The sequence below is a fragment of the Pantoea sp. alder81 genome, assembly GCF_020179835.1.
In the GTDB taxonomy this organism is placed as follows: domain Bacteria; phylum Pseudomonadota; class Gammaproteobacteria; order Enterobacterales; family Enterobacteriaceae; genus Pantoea.
The window spans coordinates 256,376-277,646 of the sequence record NZ_JAIUDA010000003.1; the positions used below are offsets into that span (position 1 = coordinate 256,376).

Annotated in this window: 19 protein-coding genes; 14 read left to right on the forward strand and 5 right to left on the reverse strand. The window is 54.6% G+C overall.

Going from position 1 to position 21,271, the window contains the following annotated elements:
• Nucleotides 1-36 precede the first annotated feature (36 nt).
• The 5 genes from LBW88_RS10720 (at nucleotide 37) to LBW88_RS10740 (ending at nucleotide 3,062) form a co-directional block, all read left to right on the forward strand.
• Nucleotides 37-477: a GNAT family N-acetyltransferase gene (locus LBW88_RS10720; RefSeq protein WP_224932367.1), complete on the forward strand. Its 441-nt coding sequence runs from the start codon at nucleotides 37-39 to the stop codon at nucleotides 475-477.
• Nucleotides 474-1,079, forward strand: coding sequence for an FMN-dependent NADH-azoreductase (locus LBW88_RS10725; protein ID WP_224932366.1), 606 nt, complete (start codon nucleotides 474-476; stop codon nucleotides 1,077-1,079). The genes LBW88_RS10720 and LBW88_RS10725 overlap by 4 nt, the downstream gene beginning before the upstream one ends.
• 14 nt (nucleotides 1,080-1,093) lie before the next feature.
• Complete coding sequence (locus LBW88_RS10730; protein WP_034826422.1) at nucleotides 1,094-1,573, forward strand: carboxymuconolactone decarboxylase family protein; 480 nt, start codon at nucleotides 1,094-1,096, stop codon at nucleotides 1,571-1,573.
• A 95-nt stretch (nucleotides 1,574-1,668) separates the two neighbouring features.
• The gene (locus LBW88_RS10735; protein ID WP_224932365.1) at nucleotides 1,669-2,304 is read left to right on the forward strand and encodes a hypothetical protein; all 636 of its coding nucleotides are present in this window, start codon (nucleotides 1,669-1,671) and stop codon (nucleotides 2,302-2,304) included.
• Nucleotides 2,305-2,384: 80 nt separating this feature from the next.
• Nucleotides 2,385-3,062: a MarC family NAAT transporter gene (locus tag LBW88_RS10740; protein ID WP_224932364.1), complete on the forward strand. Its 678-nt coding sequence runs from the start codon at nucleotides 2,385-2,387 to the stop codon at nucleotides 3,060-3,062.
• A 30-nt stretch (nucleotides 3,063-3,092) separates the two neighbouring features.
• Here LBW88_RS10740 and LBW88_RS10745 read toward each other — a convergent pair whose 3' ends face one another.
• The 3 genes from LBW88_RS10745 to LBW88_RS10755 are packed head-to-tail and all read right to left on the reverse strand — an operon-like array spanning nucleotide 3,093 to nucleotide 6,893.
• Nucleotides 3,093-4,349: a c-type cytochrome gene (locus LBW88_RS10745; protein WP_224932363.1), complete on the reverse strand. Its 1,257-nt coding sequence runs from the start codon at nucleotides 4,347-4,349 to the stop codon at nucleotides 3,093-3,095.
• 4 nt (nucleotides 4,350-4,353) lie between these two features.
• Nucleotides 4,354-6,123 (reverse strand): GMC family oxidoreductase, encoded by a 1,770-nt coding sequence (locus LBW88_RS10750; RefSeq protein WP_100704468.1) that lies wholly within the window; start codon nucleotides 6,121-6,123, stop codon nucleotides 4,354-4,356.
• 38 nt (nucleotides 6,124-6,161) lie between these two features.
• A complete protein-coding gene (locus tag LBW88_RS10755) occupies nucleotides 6,162-6,893 on the reverse strand; it encodes a gluconate 2-dehydrogenase subunit 3 family protein (RefSeq protein ID WP_224932362.1) in 732 nt (243 codons plus the stop codon).
• Nucleotides 6,894-7,426: 533 nt separating this feature from the next.
• Here LBW88_RS10755 and LBW88_RS10760 point away from each other — a divergent pair.
• The 8 genes from LBW88_RS10760 (at nucleotide 7,427) to LBW88_RS10795 (ending at nucleotide 17,030) form a co-directional block, all read left to right on the forward strand.
• A complete protein-coding gene (locus LBW88_RS10760; protein WP_224932361.1) occupies nucleotides 7,427-8,998 on the forward strand; it encodes an ABC transporter substrate-binding protein in 1,572 nt (523 codons plus the stop codon).
• 116 nt (nucleotides 8,999-9,114) lie between these two features.
• Nucleotides 9,115-10,617 (forward strand): helicase HerA-like C-terminal domain-containing protein, encoded by a 1,503-nt coding sequence (locus tag LBW88_RS10765; RefSeq protein ID WP_224932360.1) that lies wholly within the window; start codon nucleotides 9,115-9,117, stop codon nucleotides 10,615-10,617.
• A gap of 80 nt (nucleotides 10,618-10,697) precedes the next feature.
• Nucleotides 10,698-11,972, forward strand: a complete 1,275-nt coding sequence (locus LBW88_RS10770; RefSeq protein ID WP_224932359.1) for a DUF445 domain-containing protein — start codon at nucleotides 10,698-10,700, stop codon at nucleotides 11,970-11,972.
• Between the two features lie 227 nt (nucleotides 11,973-12,199).
• The gene (gene deoC, locus LBW88_RS10775; protein WP_224932358.1) at nucleotides 12,200-12,913 is read left to right on the forward strand and encodes a deoxyribose-phosphate aldolase; all 714 of its coding nucleotides are present in this window, start codon (nucleotides 12,200-12,202) and stop codon (nucleotides 12,911-12,913) included.
• A gap of 40 nt (nucleotides 12,914-12,953) precedes the next feature.
• A complete protein-coding gene (locus LBW88_RS10780) occupies nucleotides 12,954-14,471 on the forward strand; it encodes a xylulokinase (protein WP_224932357.1) in 1,518 nt (505 codons plus the stop codon).
• The gene (gene fucP / locus LBW88_RS10785) at nucleotides 14,468-15,799 is read left to right on the forward strand and encodes an L-fucose:H+ symporter permease (protein ID WP_224932356.1); all 1,332 of its coding nucleotides are present in this window, start codon (nucleotides 14,468-14,470) and stop codon (nucleotides 15,797-15,799) included. Before LBW88_RS10780 ends, fucP begins: the two co-directional genes overlap by 4 nt.
• Before the next feature lie 2 nt (nucleotides 15,800-15,801).
• The gene (locus LBW88_RS10790; protein ID WP_224932355.1) at nucleotides 15,802-16,191 is read left to right on the forward strand and encodes a VOC family protein; all 390 of its coding nucleotides are present in this window, start codon (nucleotides 15,802-15,804) and stop codon (nucleotides 16,189-16,191) included.
• 77 nt (nucleotides 16,192-16,268) lie between these two features.
• Nucleotides 16,269-17,030: a DeoR/GlpR family DNA-binding transcription regulator gene (locus tag LBW88_RS10795; protein WP_160868503.1), complete on the forward strand. Its 762-nt coding sequence runs from the start codon at nucleotides 16,269-16,271 to the stop codon at nucleotides 17,028-17,030.
• A 104-nt stretch (nucleotides 17,031-17,134) separates the two neighbouring features.
• On the opposite strand, the gene lptG is transcribed toward LBW88_RS10795, so the two are convergent.
• Both lptG and lptF read right to left on the reverse strand, forming a co-directional pair.
• Entirely contained in the window at nucleotides 17,135-18,211 is a 1,077-nt protein-coding gene (lptG, locus tag LBW88_RS10800) for an LPS export ABC transporter permease LptG (protein WP_224932354.1), read from the reverse strand.
• Nucleotides 18,211-19,311, reverse strand: a complete 1,101-nt coding sequence (gene lptF / locus LBW88_RS10805) for an LPS export ABC transporter permease LptF (protein ID WP_224932353.1) — start codon at nucleotides 19,309-19,311, stop codon at nucleotides 18,211-18,213. Before lptF ends, lptG begins: the two co-directional genes overlap by 1 nt.
• Before the next feature lie 267 nt (nucleotides 19,312-19,578).
• On the opposite strand from lptF, the gene pepA reads away from it, so the two are divergent.
• On the forward strand, nucleotides 19,579-21,090 hold the full coding sequence (pepA, locus tag LBW88_RS10810; RefSeq protein ID WP_034826455.1) for a leucyl aminopeptidase: 1,512 nt from the start codon (nucleotides 19,579-19,581) through the stop codon (nucleotides 21,088-21,090).
• Nucleotides 21,091-21,271: the final 181 nt, after the last annotated feature.

Consider the following 21,271-nt stretch of genomic DNA (forward strand, 5'->3'; position numbering starts at 1 on the left):
TGCTCCCATCAACCCGATAACCCTTCACAGGCCGCCATGAAGATTGTTCATTACCAAACACCCACCGAGCTGGCGCGCTGCTATGCGTTGATGCGCGAACTGCGTTTCAAGCTGACGGATGAAGCCGCGTTTGTGGCGCAGGCGCTGCGCCAGCAAGCACAGGGCTATCGACTGGCGGGCTTCGAACAGGATGGCAAACCGGTGGCACTGGCGGGCTATCGCCTGCTGGAGAACTTTATTCATGGCCGCTTTTGCTACATCGATGATTTGGTGACCTGCGACCACGCTCGCAGTCAGGGTTTAGGGGCAGCTTTACTGCACGGCCTGGCACTGCAAGCACGAGAACAAGGCTGCGGGCGCATCGTGCTCGACACCGCGCTAAGCAATCAACGAGCACAACAATTTTATCAACGCGTTGGTTACCACGCGTTGGGACTGCACTTTTATCGCGATCTCGCTGAGGGAGAAAATTTATGAAACTGCTGCACATTCAGGTCAGCCCGGATCTGGCTGGATCGGCCTCACGTAGCGCCTCGGCGCGTTTGGTGGAGAAACTTCGCGTCCAGCATCACGGTCTGGAAGAAACGGTACTGGATCTGGCGCAGCATCCGTTGCCACACCTGGATGCCTTCACCATTGGCGCGTTCTTTACTCGCCCGGAGGATCGTAACGATGCACAGCGTGCTGCCATTCAGACTTCCGAAAAAATGGTGGATCAGCTGTTCGCCTGCGACACCCTGGTTATCTCATCGCCAATGTGGAACCTCGGTTTGCCGTCGGTGCTGAAAGCCTGGTTTGACCATATCACCCGCGCCGGACACACCTTCGCCTTTACCCCGGAAGGCACCAAAGTCGGTCTGGTGAGCGGCAAGAAGGTGTACAGCGTGGTCGCCAGCGGCAGCGTGTTTGCCCACGGCCCGTTTGTGCAGGATGACCAGTTCACGCCTTACATCCGCGTGGCACTCGAATACATCGGCATCACCGATGTGGAATTTATCCGCGTGGACGGCACGCACGATCCCGTCAGCCGCGACACCGCATTACCCCGGGCTCTGCAAGCCATTGACCGCTTATTTTGAATGAGGAAAACATCATGACTTCACGCGTTAACCATTTTAAAACCGCACCAGCACTGGCCAAATCCATGTCCGATTTCTCTAACACCGTGGCGAATACCGCACTGGAGAAGTCACTGAAGCACTTAATCGATATCCGCGCTTCACAGCTCAATCACTGTGCCTTCTGCCTCGACATGCATGTGAAGCAGGCGAAAATTGATGGCGAGCGCGAACTGCGTCTGCACCACGTTTCTATCTGGCGTGAATCTCCGCTGTTCAGCGCACGTGAGAAAGTCGCTTTTGCTCTGACCGAAGCGCTGACCCGCATTGGTGAACACGGCGTGGATGAAGCGCTGTACGGTGAAGTGCGTGAACACTTCTCTGAAGGCGAAATCAGTGAGCTGACCTTCAAGATTGCTGCCATCAACACCTGGAACCGCCTGATGATTCTGTCACAGATGGCACCGGGGGCACTGGACAGCGCTTACGGCCTGGATCGTGCTGATTTGCGTTAATTTTTACCGCCAGTAGCGCGTGCTGCTGGCGTTGTCATGTTCATCTGCGCTGCCTGACGCTATAGTGAGATTTTGCACCACACAGGACAGCGCGCATGAAAGGCATCAATATTGCGATTTACTTCGATCCCGACCTGATTCACATCAGCGTTCATCAACAGGATGACAGCTATCTCAGCCACCACTTCAGCTACGATGACAGCGTGATTGAAGAGATTTACCAGTGGCTTGAGCAGTTCACGCCTAATCGCACCCACATTTGCCTGATTGAGCACGATACTGCCGATATCCTTGCCGATGAGTTGGTCGATAACGGCTATCACGTCCATCAGGTGACGCAGCATGATCTCCTGAACTGGTTTGCCAGCGAGCCTCCCGCAGAACCCGATGGTTCGCCAGTGCGCGCACTGCTGCGCTATCTGGAAAACGAAAACCCGTCTGAATACCAGTCCCGCACCCCGCAAATCGAAGCCCTGATGGATATGCTGGATGAGCTGGACGATCTGGAAGGCGTGGATGAAGTCGAGGATGAGGATAACCTGCCGGATGACGTGCTGCGTTTGATGAAGCAGAAGAAAATCACCGCCAACGAAGCCGCAGAGCGTTTACTGCCCGACGTTAATGAACGCATTCGCGAGCACCTGATAAGCTACCCAGAGTTGATGACGCCCGAGCTGCTGGAAGATTTCTTCCCGGAGCTGCTGGAAGCATTAGAAACGCCAAAACATTGATGCATTTTGCACAAGCGCTAAATCGTGCTGCGACGCGCCTCTAAGGTGAGTCGTGGTGCCATTGGAACTCGGGGAAAACCATGCTGGAACTGTTTAAAGCCATCGGGCTGGGATTGGTGGTGCTGTTGCCACTGGCCAACCCGCTGACCACGGTGGCGCTGTTTCTCGGACTGGCGGGAGACATGAATTTCCAGGAACGCAATCGCCAGGCCATGCAGGCTTCGATCTACGTGTTCCTGATTATGATGGTGGCGTGGTACGCCGGGAATGCGGTGCTGCACACCTTCGGTATTTCGATTCCGGGCCTGCGCATGGCGGGTGGATTGATCGTCGCCTTTATCGGTTTTCGCATGCTGTTTCCGGCGAAACCCGTCGGCCATTCTGTCGAAGCCCGGCATAAAAAGGATGAAATCGACGCCACGGATACACAAAGTGAATCGGTGAATATCGCCTTTGTGCCGCTGGCGATGCCCAGCACGGCAGGTCCAGGTACTATCGCGATGATCATCAGTTCGGCTTCCACCGTAAAAGCGGGCGTCGATTTTCCCAACTGGGTGGTGAACGTGGCGCCGGTGCTGACGTTCTTATCGGTAGCTGTGATTTTGTGGATTTCGCTGCGCAGTTCTGGCGCCATCATGAAGCTGGTCGGTAAAGGTGGCATTGAGGCGATTTCGCGGTTGATGGGCTTCTTGCTGGTGTGTATGGGCGTGCAGTTTTTGATTAACGGCGTGTTAGAAGTGGTAAGGACTTTTCATTGAAGAAAGTGCGGCCCGAAGGCCGCACTCGATTTACTCTGCTTTCAACGTCTTGCGCACATCAGCGACCTGATCTTTGGTCACCGCTGGCGCATTGTTGCTCCAGCCCTGACGAATAAAGGTCGCCAGCTGCGCCACCTCATCATCCGTCAAACGCTTGCCAAAGCCCGGCATTGCCAGTGTGGACGGCGCTTTCTCGGTCGATGGCTGCTGCGCACCGGCAAGAATGGTGTGGATCAAACCAGTAGGATCGTTGGCATTCACAATCGTGGCCTGATCCAGCTCCGGGAAGATCCCTGGCGCGCCTTTACCGGTCACAAAGTGACAGGCACCGCAGTTATCGATATACAGACGCTCGCCTTCCGTCAGATTTTTCGCTGCGGTCAGTTTCGCTTCCGTTGCCTGCTGCTTCTGCACGTTGTACGCCTGCAACGGCGGGTTGCCACCGATAAACTTCAGGTACGAGGCAATGGCTTTCAGATCGGCATCCGTCATGTGCGAGCTGGAGTGCTCAATCACTGACTTCATCTCACCGCCCACGGCGGCTTTGTCGTTACGACCGGTTTGCAGGTAATCGACGATCTCCTGCTCGCTCCAGCGCGGTAAGCCACGCAGCGACGGCACATCCCAGTTATTCAGGCTGCCACCAGCAAGGAACTTATCGTCACCGCTATCCAGCGCTTTCTCGTTCATGCCAAGGCCGCGCGGCGTATGGCAAGAGCCGCAGTGACCGAGGCTTTCCACGATGTAAGCACCGCGATTCACTTCTTCAGACGCGCCGCCAATTGGCTGGAACGGCTTATCAGAGGTGAATGCCCAGTTCCAGAAACGCATACCCCAGCGCTGGCTGAACGGGAAGCTCAGTTTGGTCTCTTCCGGCTGCTCGCTGCTTGGCTTCACACCCTTCATGAAGTAGACATACAGCGCGTGCATGTCTTCATCGCTGATTTTGGCGTAATCCGGGTACGGCATTGCCGGGTAAAGACGTGAACCGTCCGGCAGCACGCCTTTGCGCACCGCATCCGAGAACTGCTGCTCGCTGTAGTTGCCGATGCCGTGCTCTTTGTCCGGCGTGATGTTGGTGGAGAAGATGGTGCCGAGATTCGACTCAATCGCCAGGCCACCCGCGTAATCCGCTTTGCCCGACACGGTATGGCACGCCATACAGTCGCCGAGACGTGACAGATATTCACCCTGCTTAATCAGCGCGGCGTCATCTTCCGCGTGTGCCTGTACCGCAAAGCTTCCCAGCAGCACGGCGTTAGCGATTAACAATGATTTTAATTTCATGTGCTTATGCCTGTACCAATGGACCTGGGTTTTTCAGATAGTGTTCTTTGATCGCCTGCGCCGCCATCAGGGTAATCGCGCCGATGGTATCGGTCGGGTTCGCCTGGAAGTTTTGCGGGAAGGCGTTACCGCCCGGTACAAACACGTTATGCACATCCCAGCTCTGCAGGTACTTGTTCAGCGCAGACGTTCTTGGGTTATCGCCCATCACCGCGCCGCCCACGTTGTGGGTGGAGACGTATTTGGTGAGGTCAAAGTCCGCGCCCATCGGCAGGAAGCTCATGCTCATGTTGTCTGGGTTCAGTTCTTTGGCGATATTGCCAACGATGCCTTTCAGATGCTGCTGCAGCTTAAGTTCGTTCTCTTTCCAGTTGAACGTCATACGCAACAGCGGCTGGCCACGATGGTCGGTGTAGTGCGGATCCAGATCCAGATAGATATCGCGATACGACTGGCAGGTGGTCGTGATGCTGATCTTCATGGAATGGTTGTACCACTCTTCCAGACCCTCTTTGTAACCCATGCCCCAGGCTGGCGTGCCTTTTGGCAGTGCTGCGGCCATTGGCGTACCGGTGGCTTGCGAGCTGTGGATCTTCGCGCCGCCGAGGAAGCCGAGGCCTGGGCCATCGAAGTTGCCTGGTGAGATGTCGTTGAACATCTGGCCGGTGGCGCCTGCGGTGGCGTAGGAGTTGAAGTTCTTGTCTTTAAAGAACAGGGTCGCGCCGCCGTTGGACAGGAACGCATAGTTACGGCCTACCACACCCTCTTCAGTGATCGGGTTATAGGGCTTGCCGATACCGGACAGCAGCATAAGACGCACGTTGTATAGCTGGAAGCTGGACAGCACCACGATTTTGGCCGGCTGGAACACTTCGTTGCCATCCACATCGTAGTAGATCACGCCTTTCGCGGTCTTCTGGTCATCATGCAGTACCACTTTCACCACTTCCGCGTGCACTTCATAAGAGAAGTTCGGCATACGCTTTAGTGAATCCATTACCGCAGTTTGCGGCGAGGCTTTGGAGTAGTTCAGGCACGGATATTTCGAGCAGTAACCGCAATAGTTACAAGGCGCGATCTGGTTGCCGTACGGGTTTTTCCACGCGCGGGATACGCACGCAGAAGGGTTCGGGAACGGGTGATAACCGAGCTTGGTTGCCGCTTCTTTGAACATGACGTTGTTCAGCGTGTCTTCCAGCGCGGGCAGCGGATAAGGCTCAGAACGTGGACCTTCAAACGGGTCACCGCCTTCCAGAATCTGACCGCGCAGGTTGCCGGTGTTACCCGACTGACCGCAGATCAGTTCAAACTTGTAGTAATACGGCTCGATCTCTTCCCAGGTGAACGGGAAGTCCATCACGCGCATATCTTCCTGCAACACGCCTGGCTTGTACGCCTCATCGACGTAAGTCTTCAGCTTGATATCCGTTGGCGTTGGACGAATCAGTACCGCCGTCCAGTGCATACCTGCGCCGCCGACACCGGTACCCGGAGCGAACGCGCCCCATTTACGGGTTGGCAGTGCAGTCTGGTTCATGTTGTAACGCACGGTAACCGCTACTTCTTTCGGTGTGGCGAACACTTTATTACGGACGTTATAAGCGTATTCATCAGCCGGTTTCGGGTAAGCGAAATCCGGGTAATCACGCTCGCCGCCGCGCTCTAACGCACGCACTTCCAGCCCGGCCATTGCCAACTCGATGCTCATCAACGAGCCGGCCCAGCCGAGGCCGCAAACGACGACGTCGACTTCTTTCTTTGTAATCTGTGCCATGTTAAATCCTGTCTCACATACCAAATACGGGGGTGGGCTTACGCGCGCTCACCCAAGAGGCTGACCGGTCCCAGCGGGTACGGCACGTTGTGCTGCTTCACCCATTCGGTGAAGCTGGCGCGTGCGCCTGGGAAGCCGATGGCGATCCAGGCTTTCATGCCCTTGTTGCCGCCATACATCGGGTCAGCGAGGTAGCCGTGTTTGGTATCTGCAAGCAGTTGACCAAAGAACTGTGAGGCTTTCAGGTTGGGTTCGCCCAGTGCGGCAAAGTCGATACCGTCGTTTTTGTTCACTTTGGTCAGCACAGCATCTTTCTCTTCCAGCGTCAGTTCATGGAATGACTTCTGGTAAGTGCTCTGCGTCCACTGTTCCACCAGCTTGATACCGGCCTGATAGATCTGTTGTGGTGTGAAGGGAATTTGATAACCCATAGTCGCTGGCGCATGCACATCAAACGGACCCTGCATGTAAATTTCGCCACCGAATTCAGGGCTATGGAGTTGCTGATCGATAAAGATCGGCACGTTTGTTTCCAGTGCACCTGGCGCTTTGCCCTTACCACCCGCCGGAATCAGACGATCGGTCGCGGCCAGAATAAACTGCCACTCCTCAGCGCTGAAAAAGATCGGTTTGTAATCGGCGAGTTCCGGTGCTGCCATTTCCGCAGCTTGCGCCGCAGTTAATCCCTTAAATACCAGGTCGCTTAATGGCAAAGCCAATAACGACCCAAGCAAAAACTTACGTCTGGTGGTCGGTTTATTTAGAAGCATGGCGCGACGACTCTCACTTGCTAAGAAAGATAATTATTTTTGTTAATGGCTTTATAAATCGGTAAATAACCTGGCAATCTTAGGGATATAGATATTTCTGAATGTAAAAATCAGTATATATATATGTTTTGATGAGAAACCATCATGATGTTGAATTTAGGTTAAGGGCAGGTAAAGGGCTTTCGAGGCGGGAATTGGACTTTTAACCGTACAAATGCTGTGTTTTTAGCAATTCATGATGGGCAAACGACCAAAAATGATCGCGCTTAGAAATAATCGCCCAATTCAATCGATAAAAATAAATCATACTTCCATACAAGAGAATTATTCTCATTAATAACATTTTATTTACTTAATTGACCAGTACATGAACGATCTATTTCCTGGAAATGACAGGCGACGCACAAAATAAGCGAAATAATCGCCAGATGTTATCATTTGTTAATTTCCGGCACAGCTCAGAACAAACTGGCATTTTGCCTGAGCGGCAGCAGCGATAGAGTCGATTAATCTATCACTCAGGATAATAATAAATGCGTTCATTGATTTTGTTCCTCGCCTTGTGGGGCAGCGCGTTTGCGTTGCAGGCCGCCACGCCGAAAGACACGTTAGTGGTTGCCGTACCGCTGGATGGCATCATCAGTTTTGATCCCGCCGAAAGTTTTGAAACCGTCAGCAACAGCGTGCAGCGCAACATCTACCAGACGCTGGTGCAGGCCGATCGCGATACGCCCCAGAAACTGGCTCCGTTGCTGGCAACTTCATGGCAGACTGGCAGCACACCACATAGCCTGGTGTTTAATCTCAAGCCGGATGCACGCTTCTCCAGCGGTAATGCAGTGACTGCGCAGGATGTTATTTTCTCCTTAACGCGCGCTGTGCAGTTGAACAAAGCCCCCTCTTTCATTCTCGCCGAGTTTGGCTGGACCACGGCAAACATCGCCAACCAGTTCAAAGTACTGAATGACCATCAGCTGGAGATTCAGTGGCCCGCGCAGATTGGTCAGGATCTGGCGCTGCGTCTGCTCACCGCGCCAGTGGCCTCGGTGGTGGACAGCAAAACCGTGCAGCAGCATGTGGTGAATAACGATCTGGGTAATGGCTGGCTGCACACCCATACGGCAGGCAGCGGCGCGTTCACTATCCAGCAGTATGTGCCGCAGCAGGCACTGGTGCTGAGCGCCAACCCGCAAGCCTACCCGCAGCCACATCTGAAGCGTATATTGCTGAAAGGTGTCGCCGATGCCGGTGCGCGTCGCCTGCTGATCCAACAAGGTGATGTGGATGTGGCTTATCAGCTCGGGCCAGACCAGATTGATGCACTGAAAAGTGATAAGAACCTGCACATTGCGGCATTCCCTTCGAGCCTGGTGTATTACCTGGGCTTTAATACCCAGAACCAGGCACAACCTGCGCTGGGCAATCCGGCCCTGTGGGAAGCGGCGCGCTGGTTGGTGGATTATCAGTCCATCTCACAAGATTTGCTGAAAGGTCAGTACCGCATTCATCAAAGCTTCCTGCCGCAGGGCTTTGACGGCGCGCTGGAGGACAAACCGTTCCACTACGATGTGGCCAAAGCCAAAGCGATATTGGCCAAAGGCGGGATTAAACCGGGCAGCAAGTTTGCGCTGACGGTGATTAATCAGCCGCCGTACATAGATGTGGCACAGGCGCTGCAGGCCAGCTTTGCCAAAGCGGATGTGCAGATTGAGTTGCAGCCGGTGGCGGAATCCGAGCTGTGGAGCAAGATGCGCGGCCGCGATTTCCAGTCGATCTTTATCTACTGGGGTGCGGATTACGTTGACCCGAATACCAATGCCAGCGCCTTTGCTTACAACGTGCCGGGCGGCTCAAAAACGCTGGCGTGGCGTGTCGGCTGGGAGATTCCGGAACTCAGCGCCAAGACACGTGCCGCAGCGGGCGAAAGTGATGCGGCTAAACGCCGTGCGCTCTATACCGATCTGCAAAACACCGTGCAACAAAACTCACCGTTTGTGGTGATGCTGCAGGGCGCGCAGCAGGTGGCGGTGCGGAACAACGTCAAGCATGTGCAGCAAGGAATTGGGGTGAGTTTGCTGTTTTTTGATGTAGTGCAGAAGCAGTAAATCCTGTTGATGGGGGAATGCTTCCCCCATCAACACTTTCAGTACAATCTTCATCCTTCCCCTCGCATCGCTTGCTATTCTTTCTGGCATAACCTGTTGCCTGCGAGTGAAAAAATATGACCACCCCGTTGCTGATTGCTCAAACGCCCGACATCCAGTTATCCCTGCTTTCCAATATGGCGAACCGCCACGGTTTGATCACCGGCGCCACCGGCACCGGTAAAACCGTGACGCTGCAAAAGATCGCGGAATCCTTCTCGAACATCGGTGTGCCGGTGTTTATGGCCGACGTCAAAGGCGATCTCACTGGCATCGCCAGCGCAGGGGAAGGCTCGGAAAAGCTGCTGGCGCGACTGGAGAGGATTGGCGTCACCGACTGGCAGGCACAGAAAAATCCGGTGATGGTGTGGGATATTTTTGCCGAGAAAGGTCATCCGGTGCGCGCGACCGTCTCGGATCTCGGTCCGCTGTTGCTGGCACGCTTGCTTAATCTCAATGAGGTGCAATCCGGCGTGCTGCAAATCATCTTCCGCATCGCCGACGATCAAGGGTTGTTACTGTTGGATTTCAAAGATCTGCGCGCCATGACGCAGTACATCGGCGATAACGCTAAATCCTTCCAGACGCAGTATGGCAACATCAACAGTGCCTCCGTGGGGGCGATTCAGCGCGGGTTACTGGCACTGGAGCAGCAAGGCGCTGAGCACTTTTTCGGCGAGCCGATGCTGGATATCCGTGACTGGATGCGTTGTGACAGCGAAGGCAAAGGCTTCATCAACATCCTCTCCGCTGAGAAGCTGTATCAGATGCCGAAACTCTACGCCACCAGCCTGCTTTGGCTGCTGGCGGAGCTGTACGAACAATTGCCCGAAGCGGGCGATCTCGACAAACCGAAGATGGTGTTCTTCTTTGATGAGGCACATCTGTTGTTTACCGATGCGCCGCCAGTGCTGCTGGAGAAAGTGGAACAGGTGATCCGCCTGATTCGCTCTAAAGGCGTTGGCGTCTATTTCGTCACGCAGAATCCGTCCGATATTCCCGACAATGTGCTCGGCCAGTTGGGCAATCGCGTGCAGCACGCCCTGCGCGCCTTTACACCGAAAGATCAGAAAGCGGTGAAAAGTGCCGCTGAAACCATGCGCGCCAATCCGGCGTTCGATACCGTGGAAGCCATTCAGGCGCTGGGCACCGGCGAAGCGTTGATCTCCTTCCTCGATGAAAAAGGCAGCCCGTCGATGGTGCAGCGCGCGATGGTAATTGCGCCCGGTTCGCGCATGGGGCCAGTGACACAGGATGAGCGCAATGGACTGATCAACAACTCCCCGCTGTACGGTAAATACGACACCGAAGTTGATCGCGAATCCGCGTTTGAGATGCTGCAAAAAGGCGTGCAGGCTGCGCCGCAGCAGGGCAATGCGCCGGAGGCTAAAGGGAATAATGTCGAGGTCGATGACGGCATTCTCGGGGGGCTGAAAGACATTTTGTTTGGCACCACCGGTCCGCGCGGCGGCAAGCGCGATGGCGTGGTGCAGAGCGTAGCGAAAAGCGCGGCGCGTCAGGTGACCAATCAGATCATTCGCGGCGTATTAGGGAGTTTGATGGGCGGTCGTCGTCGATAAACTTGCCCTCATCGCATCTCGGGCGGTCATCAGGCTGCCCCTTCAAAGCCCTGTGCAATCCTCTCTGCTAAAATGGGTATATGGATAAATATCAACAACTCAAACGGAGCAAGCGGCTCGCGCTGTCGCTGCTGCTGGTGGCAGCGGCAACATTTGTCGTGACGCTATTTCTGCCGCCCAACTTCTGGGTGCTCGGTGTGAAGGCGATTGCCGAAGCCGCAATGGTCGGTGCGCTGGCCGACTGGTTCGCGGTGGTGGCGCTATTTCGCCGCGTGCCAGTGCCCTTCATTTCACGTCATACGGCAATTATTCCGCGCAATAAGGATCGCATCGGGGAGAATCTTGGCCGCTTTGTGCAGGAGAAATTTCTCGATACCGATTCGTTGCTGGCGCTGATTCGCCGCCACGATCCTTCGCAGATGCTGGCGCAGTGGCTGAACACGCCGGGCAATGCCGATCGTATCGGTCGCCATCTATTGCAGGTGATGCGCGGCTTCCTTGATCTCACGGATGATGAACGCATCCAGCGCTTCCTGCGTCGGGCCGTGCATCGTGCATTGGATAAGGTCGATCTCACTCAATCCAGCGCGTTGTTACTGGATAGCCTGACCAAAAACAATCGTCATCAGGAACTGCTGGATGCGGCAGTGCAACAGCTGCTGCGCCTGCTGCACAAGCCCGGCACGCGTGAGTTTATCGCAGCGCAGATTGTGCGCTGGCTGAAGCGGGAACATCCCATTAAAGCCAAAATGCTGCCCACCGAATGGCTGGGTGAGCACAGTGCTGAAGTCGTGGCTAACGCGGTCGATTCCATTCTTGATGAAGTGGCGATCAATCAAGGTCACGAGCTGCGTCTGGGCTTTGATCGCGCCGTGCAGCGACTGATTGAGAAGCTGAAAACCGATCCCGAAATGGCCGAACGCGCCGAGGTGATAAAAAGCTGGCTGAAAGAGGATGAGTCATTGAATCGCTACATTGGCGAGCTGTGGCAGGATCTGCGTAGCTGGCTGAAGGCCGATCTCAACAGTGAAGATTCCCGCGTGCAGGAGCGTGTGCGTCTCGCAGCGCTGTGGTTTGGTGAAACCCTGGCAGCGGATGAAGCGCTGCGTACCTCGATGAATCAGCACCTGGAAGATGCCGCCCGCAGCATCGCGCCGGAGTTTGCAGAGTTCCTGACGCGCCACATCAGCGATACCGTGAAGAGCTGGGATGCGCGTGACATGTCGCAACAGATCGAGCTTAACATTGGGCGTGATCTGCAGTTTATCCGCATTAACGGTACGCTGGTTGGCGGCACCATTGGGTTGGTGCTGTATCTGCTGTCGCAGCTGCCTGCATTTATTCATACATTCTAAAGCTCGTGGGCGTGCCTGCCATGAGCCGCCCACACGCCACGTTGCACGCATCACCATTGCCATGATTTTCAGGCCTTAATGTTTAAACGCCTTTGAACGCTGTTCAGCCCTCCCCTCTTCTTTCATCTATTTTCACCTACCAGATCACACATTCATATATTTTCATTTATCTTCACTTAAACTTTCATTTATTGTCATTGTGACATTTAACTTGAAAGGAAAAGAACATGAACCGCATCACCCAACAGATGGCGCGCATGATTGATTTGAGCGCTGTTCAAGCCACCAACACTGAAGCTGAAATCCGTCAATGTGCTGAACTGGCTATCCGCTACAACATTATTGCCATTCATGTTTTACCGTGCTGGACGCGTTTTCTCAGCACTCTGTTACCTGAGCAAGGGCGTGGCGAAATCATGATTGGCGGCCCGGTTGGTTTCCCCAGCGGCGGTCACGCCACTGAAACCAAGGTGCAGGAAGTGCGTCAGCTGATCTGCGATGGCGCACGTGAAGTCGATATGGTGGTGAATATCGGCAAAGTCCTGTCAGGCCGCTTTGATGAAGTGAAACAAGATCTGCAACGCGTGGTGGAAGCCGCTGCCCCGATCGAAGCCAAAGTGATCCTCGAAACACATTATCTCGACGAGCAGCAGATTCGCCGCGTGTGTGACATCGCGGTCGAAGCAGGTATGAAGTGGATCAAAACCTCGACGGGTTGGGCCGCCAGCGGCGCAACAGAAGAGAAAGTGGCGATCATTGCCGATCAGCTGCAAGGACGTCTCCGTATCAAAGGATCGGGCGGTATTCGCGATCTCGACACTATCCGCACACTTTATCGCCTCGGCGTCCGTCGCTTCGGCATGAGTGCCAGCGCCACTGAAAAAGTGCTCGCGCAACTGGAACAGGATCCATCGCTGTTCCCGGAACTGACTCAGGACTGAATAAAACGCTGCAACTCTCCGGCGTAATATGGAGTGAATAATGAAAAAAATGCTTCTTACCCTCGATATTGGCACCGGCAGCGCACGCGCTGCCCTTGTTACCACCGACGGCGATATCGTCGGTTTTGCCCAACGTGAATATTCACAGACAAGTCCGCAGCCAGGTTGGGTGGAACAAGCACCTTCGCTGTGGTGGTTATCTGTTTGCGACGGCATCCGGGAATTGAATACGCGCTTTGGCGCTGAAATGACGCAGGTGGCGGCGATTGCGGTGTGTGGGCAAATGCATGGCACGGTGCTGCTGGATAGCGCAGGCCACCTGGTTGAAGACCGTGCGCTGCTGTGGAATGACAAACGCGCATGGTCGCAGGTTGCCGCCTTCAGGGAACAGGAAGATGCGCTGTTTTGGCTTGAGCATCTGAATAATCCCCCTACGCCCGCGTGGCCTGCATTTAAGTTGTTGTGGATCCGTGAGCATCATCCTGATGTGTGGTCGCGTGTCGCCAGTGTCTTGATGCCAAAAGATTTTATCAACTTTCGTTTAACCGGCGAGCGAGCCACCGATTACAGCGAAGCCTCGTGCTATTACCTCATGAATAGCGCCACACGCCAGTGGTCGAGTGCCGCGCTTGACCGCTTTCAACTTTCGGCCAGTCTGCTACCGAAGATCCATGCCGCCAGTGACGTGATTGGCACTATCAGTCAGGAGGCCGCACGAGAAACGGGTTTGCGGCCGGGTATTCCGGTCGTGGCAGGCACTGCCGATATGGCTGCCAGCCTGCTCGGTTCAGGTGTTTACCAGCCAGGTCAGGCATCTGACAGCACCGGTACTTCAACCCTGATTACCGTGGTGAGTGATGTGCCGCTGTTGCATACGCAGGTGAACAATCTGCACCTCAGCAACACGGCGTGGGGCGGTTTTACTTTACTGGATGCCGGTGGCGATGCCATGCGCTGGGCGCGTGAAGCGTTTGGCGGCGGCCAGCATTCACACCCTGAGATGCTGCGGCTGGCTGCAGAAAAGAAACCGGGCGCGGAAGGATTGCTGTTCCTGCCCTATCTCACGGGCGAACGTCTGGCAGAGAAATGCAACTCGCGCGGTCAGCTATTTGGATTACAGCGCCGCCATGAGGCCGGTCATCTGTATCGTGCGGTGCTGGAAGGCGTGGCGTTTGCCTCATGGCGCAATCTGCGTCAGCTCAGTGAATGTTGCACCATGCCGGATAGCATTATTGCCTCTGGCGGCGGATCGCGCAGTGAACTGTGGCTGAGCATCAAGGCTTCTGTTTACAACCGCCCTATTTTGCAAACCGCCAATCAGGAAAACGGCACGCTAGGCTGCGCCATTCTTGCTGCCACTGGCATCGGCCACTTCAATGACCTTGGTTATGGGGTGCAACGCATGGTGCAGATTGCCGGTGAAATCCAACCGGATGCCCGCCTGCATGCAGCCTACCAACGTCAATTCGAAATCTTCGACCAACTTTATGTACAGGCACAACCGCTTTGGGATCGTCTCGATGCCGCGTCCGCCTGTTTTGAGGAGCAGGGATCATGAGCGAAATAGTGATTAAGAAGCAGGATCAAGTGGCCAACGCACACGCTGAAACCTTGGATCGTAGCGCCTATTTACCGGCCACGCCGTGGCTGCAACTCTTAATGGTGTGCTGCTTGTTTGCTTTATGGGGAATGGCGGGCAACCTCAATGACATCCTGATCGCCCAGTTCAAAAAGGGCTTTAACCTGAGTGATACACAAACCGCGCTGGTGCAGTCGATCTTCTTCCTCGGCTACTTCCTCGTAGCCTTACCGGCCGCTGCAGTCATTAAACGCTACTCCTACAAAGTCGCGATCATCATTGGGCTTTGTTTGTACGCTACGGGTTGCTTCCTGTTCATTCCGGCAGCACATGCTATGACATACGCGGCATTTCTTGGTTGCCTTGGCGTGATTGCCAGCGGATTGTCGTTCCTCGAAACCTCTGCCAACACCTATTCAAGCCTGCTCGGGACCGCCGAAACCTCCACTCAGCGCATTAACTTCTCGCAGATCTTCAACTCGGTCGGCGTGATTATGGGCGTAGTCATTGGTCAACAGCTGATCTTTAACAAGGACGATTTGACCCACGATCAACTGGCGGCGCTGCCGGCTGAAGCTGCGGATGTGATTCGTCAGCAAATGGTGTCTCAGGTTGTCACACCCTATCTGATCATCGGATCGATTCTCGTGGTGCTGGCGCTGGTGTTTGTCGCGGTAAAATTCCCGGCCTGCAAACCCGCTGCAAAAGCGGATGCGGTGAAAGAGCCGCTGCTACAGTCGCTGAAAAAGCTCTGGGCGGTACCGCGCTTCCGCATGGGCGTGCTCTCGCAGTTCCTGTATGTCGGTGCGCAGGTGGGTCTGTGGAGCTTTACTATCCGTTTCGTACAGTTGATTGAGCACGGTACTACCGAACATTCGGCCACCTGGTGGTTAATCGCTACCCTGCTTTGTTACTCAGCAGGCAAAGTCGTCACCACCGTGTTAATGAAGCGCTACAGTCCGGCGCTGCTGCTCGGTGTGTTCTGTTCGCTGTGCGTCATGCTGTTACTGTTTGCTGTCAGTCAGAAAAGCATGGCGGCCGTGGTGGCCATTATGGGTGTGAATTTCTGTATGGCGCTGTGCTGGCCAACAAACTTCGGCTTAACCATTAAAGGCATGGGCGCAGAAACTCAGCTGGCAGGATCGATTGTGGTGATGTCCATTATTGGTGGCGCGGTCATTCCGCTGGTGATGGGCATCATGTCAGACATGAACGGTGGCGATATGCAGTTCGCCTTTATCATCCCTTTGGTGTGTTTTGCGTATGTGGCCTTCTTCGGATTCTGGTGCCAGCGCAAGGGAGTTTGAACATGATCAAATCTTTAGCGCACATAGGATTACGTACGCATAACATCGTAACAGCACGTCATTTTTATCAGTCGCTGGGCTTTGAGTTTCAACGCCAGCTGGATATCCCGGAACCGCGTGGCACGATTGTCATCGCGTTCTTACAACAGCAAGGCATTGTATTAGAGCTCTATCAGTTACCGTGGCACACTGATACGCGTGCAGCGCAAGTTAGTGGTGTTGATCATCTCGCGTGGCAGGTTGAGGACCTCGCCGCTACGGAAAAATGGGTAAGATCGCTGGGTTATCCGTTAGTTGAAGGGCCTTGCGATCATCCTGCGGGTAGCTGCTATTTTATGATTGCCGGACCAGACGGTGAACGCGTGGAGTTTTTGCAACCGCTTAACCGTTGAGTGAATTATCCGGGTGGAGTTCACGCCGCCCGGAAGCTGAGATAGAGTGATGCGGTTTCCCCACGTCTGAGGCCAATATGTATCTTGAGGAAAGACAAGAAAAAATCCTCGCCATTCTGAAAGAGAAACGCAAAATCTCGGTTGGCGAAATGAGTGAACGCTTCAACGTTTCTGGAGCAACCATTCGTACCGATTTGCGCTTGATGGAAGAATCTGGTCAGCTCACTCGCACTCACGGTGGTGCGATTCTGCGTACCCGAGCCAGCTTTGAAATGGGCTCGGATCTGCGTGAAAGTTTGCATATTGATGCCAAAGCTCGTATCGGTGCACGCGCCGCACAGCTCGTGGAAGATGGCGATATCATCGTACTTGATACCGGCACGACCACACTGCATATCGCACATCACTTGCGCGATCGTAAAAATCTCACCGTTATCACCAATGATTTTGCCATCGCCCGCGTGCTGGAAGAAGCCAGCGGCGTGCAACTGGTGTTGCTTGGTGGCATGGTGAAAAAAGGCTACCACTGCGTGATCCCTGCTGCAGGTGGACAGATGATGGACCACCTCAACGTGGATAAAGCCTTTATGGCGGTGAATGGCATTTCGCTTAAACAAGGGGCGTGTGTCGCTGACATCATGCTGGCGGAAAGTAAACGCACCATCATTGAACACGCCAGTCAGGTTATCGTGGTATGTGACAGTAGCAAGCTGGGAAACACCTCACTGGCTCAATTTGCACGATGCGATCAGGTCGATATGTTGGTGATGGATACGTTACCAGAAGACGCCGAAATCTGGCAGCAAGCTGGGATAGCGCTGGTCACCATTGAAAATTGAGTACAGAACGGAATAGAGAGTTCAGTGCAGGACTTGATAGAGAGAATTCGTACGCCGCTACAAGCGTAAATCCAGTGCTGTAGCGGCATGGTTGTGACGAATAATTAACTGCGCTTCATCAACAGATACAAGCTGATGGCAAAGAACGCGGCGCTCGGTAATAACGCCCCGAGAATCGGCGGGATGCCATACACCAGACTCAACGGACCAAAGATTTGGTCAAGCACGTAGAACAGGAAGCCGAAGCTGATCCCCGTTACCACGCGCACGCCCATCGATACGCTACGCAGCGGGCCAAAGATAAACGACAGCGCCATCAGCATCATCACCGCCACGGAAAGCGGCTGGAAGATTTTGCCCCACATATTCAGCAGATAACGCCCGGAAACCTGGCCGCTCTGCTTGAGGTATTTGCTGTAGTTGTACAGGCCGCTAATCGACAGCGCATCCGGATCCAGCGCTACCACGCCGAGCTTGTCAGGCGTAAGGTTGGTTTTCCACTCACCGCCCAAACTTTGCGAACCGGTAATTTGCTTCGCATCACTCAGGTTTGACTCATCCACCTGCGACAGCTGCCACAACTTCTTGTCCTTGTTCCAGGTCGCACTGGCGGCATAACGCACGCTGAGCAGACGACGCTGGTCGGTGAAGTTGTAAATGCTGACGCCATCAATCTCATTGTCACCTTTGATGCGTTCGATGTAGATGTAGTCATGGCCGTCTTTCGCCCACAATCCATTCTGCGTCGACATCAGCGAGCCACCGTACAGCTGCTGCGCACGGTAGTTACGCGCCATCTGCTCGCCCTGCGGTGCCACAAACTCGCCGATAGCCATGGTCAGTAACACCAGCGGAATCGCGGTTTTCATCACCGCCAGCGCCACCTGCATACGGGTAAAGCCCGATGCCTGCATCACCACCAGCTCGCTACGCTGCGCTAACGTCCCTAAACCCAACAGCGCACCCAACAGCGCCGCCATCGGGAAAAAGATCTCAATATCTTTCGGTACGCTGAGCAGCGTGTAGTAACCGGCGTCGAGCGCGGTGTAAGCGCCCTGCCCGGTTTTACGCAGCTGATCGACAAACTTGATGATGCCCGACAGCGACACCAGCATGAACAATGTCAGCATGATGGTGTTGAAGATGGTTTTACCGATATAGCGGTCAAGGACCTTAAACATCAGAGCGATCCTCCACGGCTAAAGCGACCACGAATGCGTCGCATCGGTACCGTATCCCACAGGTTCAACAGCACCGCCAGCGCCAGATAAGCAAAGTTCACGACCCACATCCAGATCGCAGGATCGAACCTGCCTTTCGCTGCGTTGGAGCGCAACGAGCTCTGCAACAGGAAGAAAATCAGATACAGCAGCATGGCAGGCAGCATAGACAGCACGCGGCCCTGACGCGGATTCACCACGCTGAGCGGTACCACCATCAACGCCATTACCAGCACCGCAAACACCAGCGTTAAACGCCAGTGGAACTCGGCCTGGAACTGCGGTGTTTTGTTTTGATACAGCGCGCTGATGCTCGCCTGATCGGCATCATTCGGATCGAGCGTGGCTTCTTTATAGCCCACCAACGCCTGATAATTGGTGAAGTCGGTGATGCGGAAATCACGCAGCATCGCCGTGCCCTCGAAGCGCGTGCCTTTATCCAGCGTCACCACTTGTGAGCCGTCTTTGCGCTGCTCCATGTGACCGCTGTCGGCGACAACCACGGATGGGCGCGCATTGCCTTTCGGACGCAGCTGCGCCAGGAACACATTCCCAAAAGTGTTGCCCTTCACGTTCTCGACAAACAGCACGGTATTTCCGTCGCTGGAGGTCTGGAACTGGCCCGCCGCCAGCGCAGCCGCACCGGGGTTGGCTTTGGCATTTTGCGTCACTTCGTCCTGATAACGCGATGACCATGGCCCTAACCAGATGACGTTGACCGCCGCCACCGCTGAGGTCAGCAGCATCAGGATCATCGCGGCCTTAACCAGCACGCTTTTCCCCAGGCCGCAGGCATGCATCACCGTGATCTCGCTTTCGGTGTACAGCCGCCCAAGGGTCATTAAAATCGCCAGAAACAAGCTTAGGGGCAGGATAAGTTGTGCCATTTCAGGCACGCCAAGTCCTAACAATGTCAGAACCAGATTTGTTGGGATTTCGCCATCCACCGCTGCACCCAAAATCCTGACTAACTTCTGGCAAAAGAAGATCAGTAGCAGGATGAACAGGATAGCCAGCTGGCTTTTGAGCGTTTCCCGAACCAGATATCTAATGATGATCACGCTTAGTACGCCTGTGATAACTTGTCTTTTTGCAGGAAAATCGCTAGTTTCAACGCTTATCAGCCATTTTTCTTCATCAATGGCCGTCATCGTAGCTAAAATAGTATGACGAACGCGTTAGGGTGGTGAAAAAACAACACATTGCCACCACATCTCATTATGACTGTCGGCGTTAAATTGTCATGGCGCCGCTAAAAATAATGGGTTACGAACGCGCTACATTCTAACGACAGCTAAGGCCGTTGTCTTTAAGATTCAGGAGAGTGCATGGAGTTCAGTGTAAAAAGCGGTAGCCCGGAAAAACAGCGTAGCGCCTGCATTGTTGTAGGCGTTTTCGAACCGCGCCGTTTGTCACCCATTGCTGAACAGCTGGATAAAATCAGCGACGGCTACATCAGCGCCCTGCTGCGTCGCGGTGAACTGGAAGGCAAAGTCGGTCAGACATTGCTGCTGCACCATGTGCCTAACATCCTGTCTGAACGTATCCTATTGATCGGCTGCGGTAAAGAGCGCGAGCTGGATGAGCGCCAGTACAAACAGGTGATTCAGAAGACTATCAATACGTTGAACGACACCGGCTCAATGGAAGCGGTGTGCTTCCTGACCGAACTGCATGTGAAAGGACGCAACACCTACTGGAAAGTACGCCAGGCAGTTGAAACCTCAAAAGAAGCGCTCTACAACTTCGATCAGCTGAAAAGCAATAAAGTTGAGCCGCGTCGTCCGCTGCGCAAGCTGGTGTTCAACGTGCCAACACGCCGTGAACTCACCAGCGGTGAACGTGCGATTCAGCATGGCTTAGCGGTGGCCGCCGGCGTCAGAGCCGCAAAAGACCTCAGCAATATGCCGCCAAATATTTGTAACGCCGCGTATCTGGCGTCGCAGGCGCGTCAGTTGGCGGATGCTTACAGCAAGAATGTGACTACCCGTGTCATCGGCGAACAGCAGATGAAAGAGCTGGGCATGAACGCTTATCTGGCGGTCGGGGCCGGTTCACACAATGAATCGCTGATGTCAGTAATTGAGTACAAAGGCAGCACCGATCCGGAAGCACGTCCGATTGTGCTGGTGGGTAAAGGCCTGACCTTCGATTCCGGCGGTATCTCGATCAAACCTGCCGACTCGATGGACGAAATGAAATACGACATGTGCGGCGCGGCATCGGTGTATGGCGTGATGCGCATGGTGGCGGAACTCAATCTGCCACTCAACGTGGTCGGTGTACTGGTGGGCTGCGAGAACATGCCAGATGGTCGCTCGATGCGCCCAGGCGATGTGCTGACCACTATGTCGGGCCAGACCGTTGAAGTGCTGAATACCGATGCGGAAGGCCGTCTGGTGCTTTGCGATGCGCTGACCTACGTTGAGCGCTTCGAGCCAGAAGTGGTGATTGATGTTGCGACCCTGACCGGTGCCTGCGTGATTGCGCTCGGCCATCACGTCAGCGGTTTGATGTCGAACCACAACCCGCTGGCGCACGAGTTAATCAGCGCCTCCGAGCAAGCAGGTGACCGCGCCTGGCGTCTGCCGATGGCGGATGAGTATCAGGAGCAGCTGGAGTCCAACTTTGCCGACATGGCAAACATTGGCGGTCGTCCGGGTGGTGCTATCACCGCGGCCTGCTTCCTGGCGCGCTTTGCCCGTAAATTTAACTGGGCGCACCTGGATATCGCCGGTACCGCATGGCGTTCTGGCAAGGCCAAAGGCGCCACCGGTCGTCCGGTTCCGCTGCTGTCGCAGTTCCTGTTGAACCGCGCAGGATTGAACGGCGACGATTAAAGCCGAGTAAAAAATATACACAAATAATTCGAGGTGCAGGAAGGCGGCAAACGAGAGAGTCCCGATGAGCTTACTCAAGTAAGTGATTCGGGTGAGCGAGAGCAGCCAACGCATCTGCAGCTTTAAGTATGAAGTGTATAGACGTATGAACTCATGGGGCGCAAAATGCGCCCCACTGTCA

What these genes read in the sequence shown, in the direction of transcription:
- LBW88_RS10720 (WP_224932367.1), top strand. Translation starts at nt 37, where the DNA reads ATGAAGATTGTTCATTACCAAACACCCACCGAGCTGGCGCGCTGCTAT.
- LBW88_RS10725 (WP_224932366.1), top strand. Translation starts at nt 474, where the DNA reads ATGAAACTGCTGCACATTCAGGTCAGCCCGGATCTGGCTGGATCGGCC.
- LBW88_RS10730 (WP_034826422.1), top strand. Translation starts at nt 1,094, where the DNA reads ATGACTTCACGCGTTAACCATTTTAAAACCGCACCAGCACTGGCCAAA.
- LBW88_RS10735 (WP_224932365.1), top strand. Translation starts at nt 1,669, where the DNA reads ATGAAAGGCATCAATATTGCGATTTACTTCGATCCCGACCTGATTCAC.
- LBW88_RS10740 (WP_224932364.1), top strand. Translation starts at nt 2,385, where the DNA reads ATGCTGGAACTGTTTAAAGCCATCGGGCTGGGATTGGTGGTGCTGTTG.
- LBW88_RS10745 (WP_224932363.1), bottom strand. Translation starts at nt 4,349, where the DNA reads ATGAAATTAAAATCATTGTTAATCGCTAACGCCGTGCTGCTGGGAAGC.
- LBW88_RS10750 (WP_100704468.1), bottom strand. Translation starts at nt 6,123, where the DNA reads ATGGCACAGATTACAAAGAAAGAAGTCGACGTCGTCGTTTGCGGCCTC.
- LBW88_RS10755 (WP_224932362.1), bottom strand. Translation starts at nt 6,893, where the DNA reads ATGCTTCTAAATAAACCGACCACCAGACGTAAGTTTTTGCTTGGGTCG.
- LBW88_RS10760 (WP_224932361.1), top strand. Translation starts at nt 7,427, where the DNA reads ATGCGTTCATTGATTTTGTTCCTCGCCTTGTGGGGCAGCGCGTTTGCG.
- LBW88_RS10765 (WP_224932360.1), top strand. Translation starts at nt 9,115, where the DNA reads ATGACCACCCCGTTGCTGATTGCTCAAACGCCCGACATCCAGTTATCC.
- LBW88_RS10770 (WP_224932359.1), top strand. Translation starts at nt 10,698, where the DNA reads ATGGATAAATATCAACAACTCAAACGGAGCAAGCGGCTCGCGCTGTCG.
- deoC (WP_224932358.1), top strand. Translation starts at nt 12,200, where the DNA reads ATGAACCGCATCACCCAACAGATGGCGCGCATGATTGATTTGAGCGCT.
- LBW88_RS10780 (WP_224932357.1), top strand. Translation starts at nt 12,954, where the DNA reads ATGAAAAAAATGCTTCTTACCCTCGATATTGGCACCGGCAGCGCACGC.
- fucP (WP_224932356.1), top strand. Translation starts at nt 14,468, where the DNA reads ATGAGCGAAATAGTGATTAAGAAGCAGGATCAAGTGGCCAACGCACAC.
- LBW88_RS10790 (WP_224932355.1), top strand. Translation starts at nt 15,802, where the DNA reads ATGATCAAATCTTTAGCGCACATAGGATTACGTACGCATAACATCGTA.
- LBW88_RS10795 (WP_160868503.1), top strand. Translation starts at nt 16,269, where the DNA reads ATGTATCTTGAGGAAAGACAAGAAAAAATCCTCGCCATTCTGAAAGAG.
- lptG (WP_224932354.1), bottom strand. Translation starts at nt 18,211, where the DNA reads ATGTTTAAGGTCCTTGACCGCTATATCGGTAAAACCATCTTCAACACC.
- pepA (WP_034826455.1), top strand. Translation starts at nt 19,579, where the DNA reads ATGGAGTTCAGTGTAAAAAGCGGTAGCCCGGAAAAACAGCGTAGCGCC.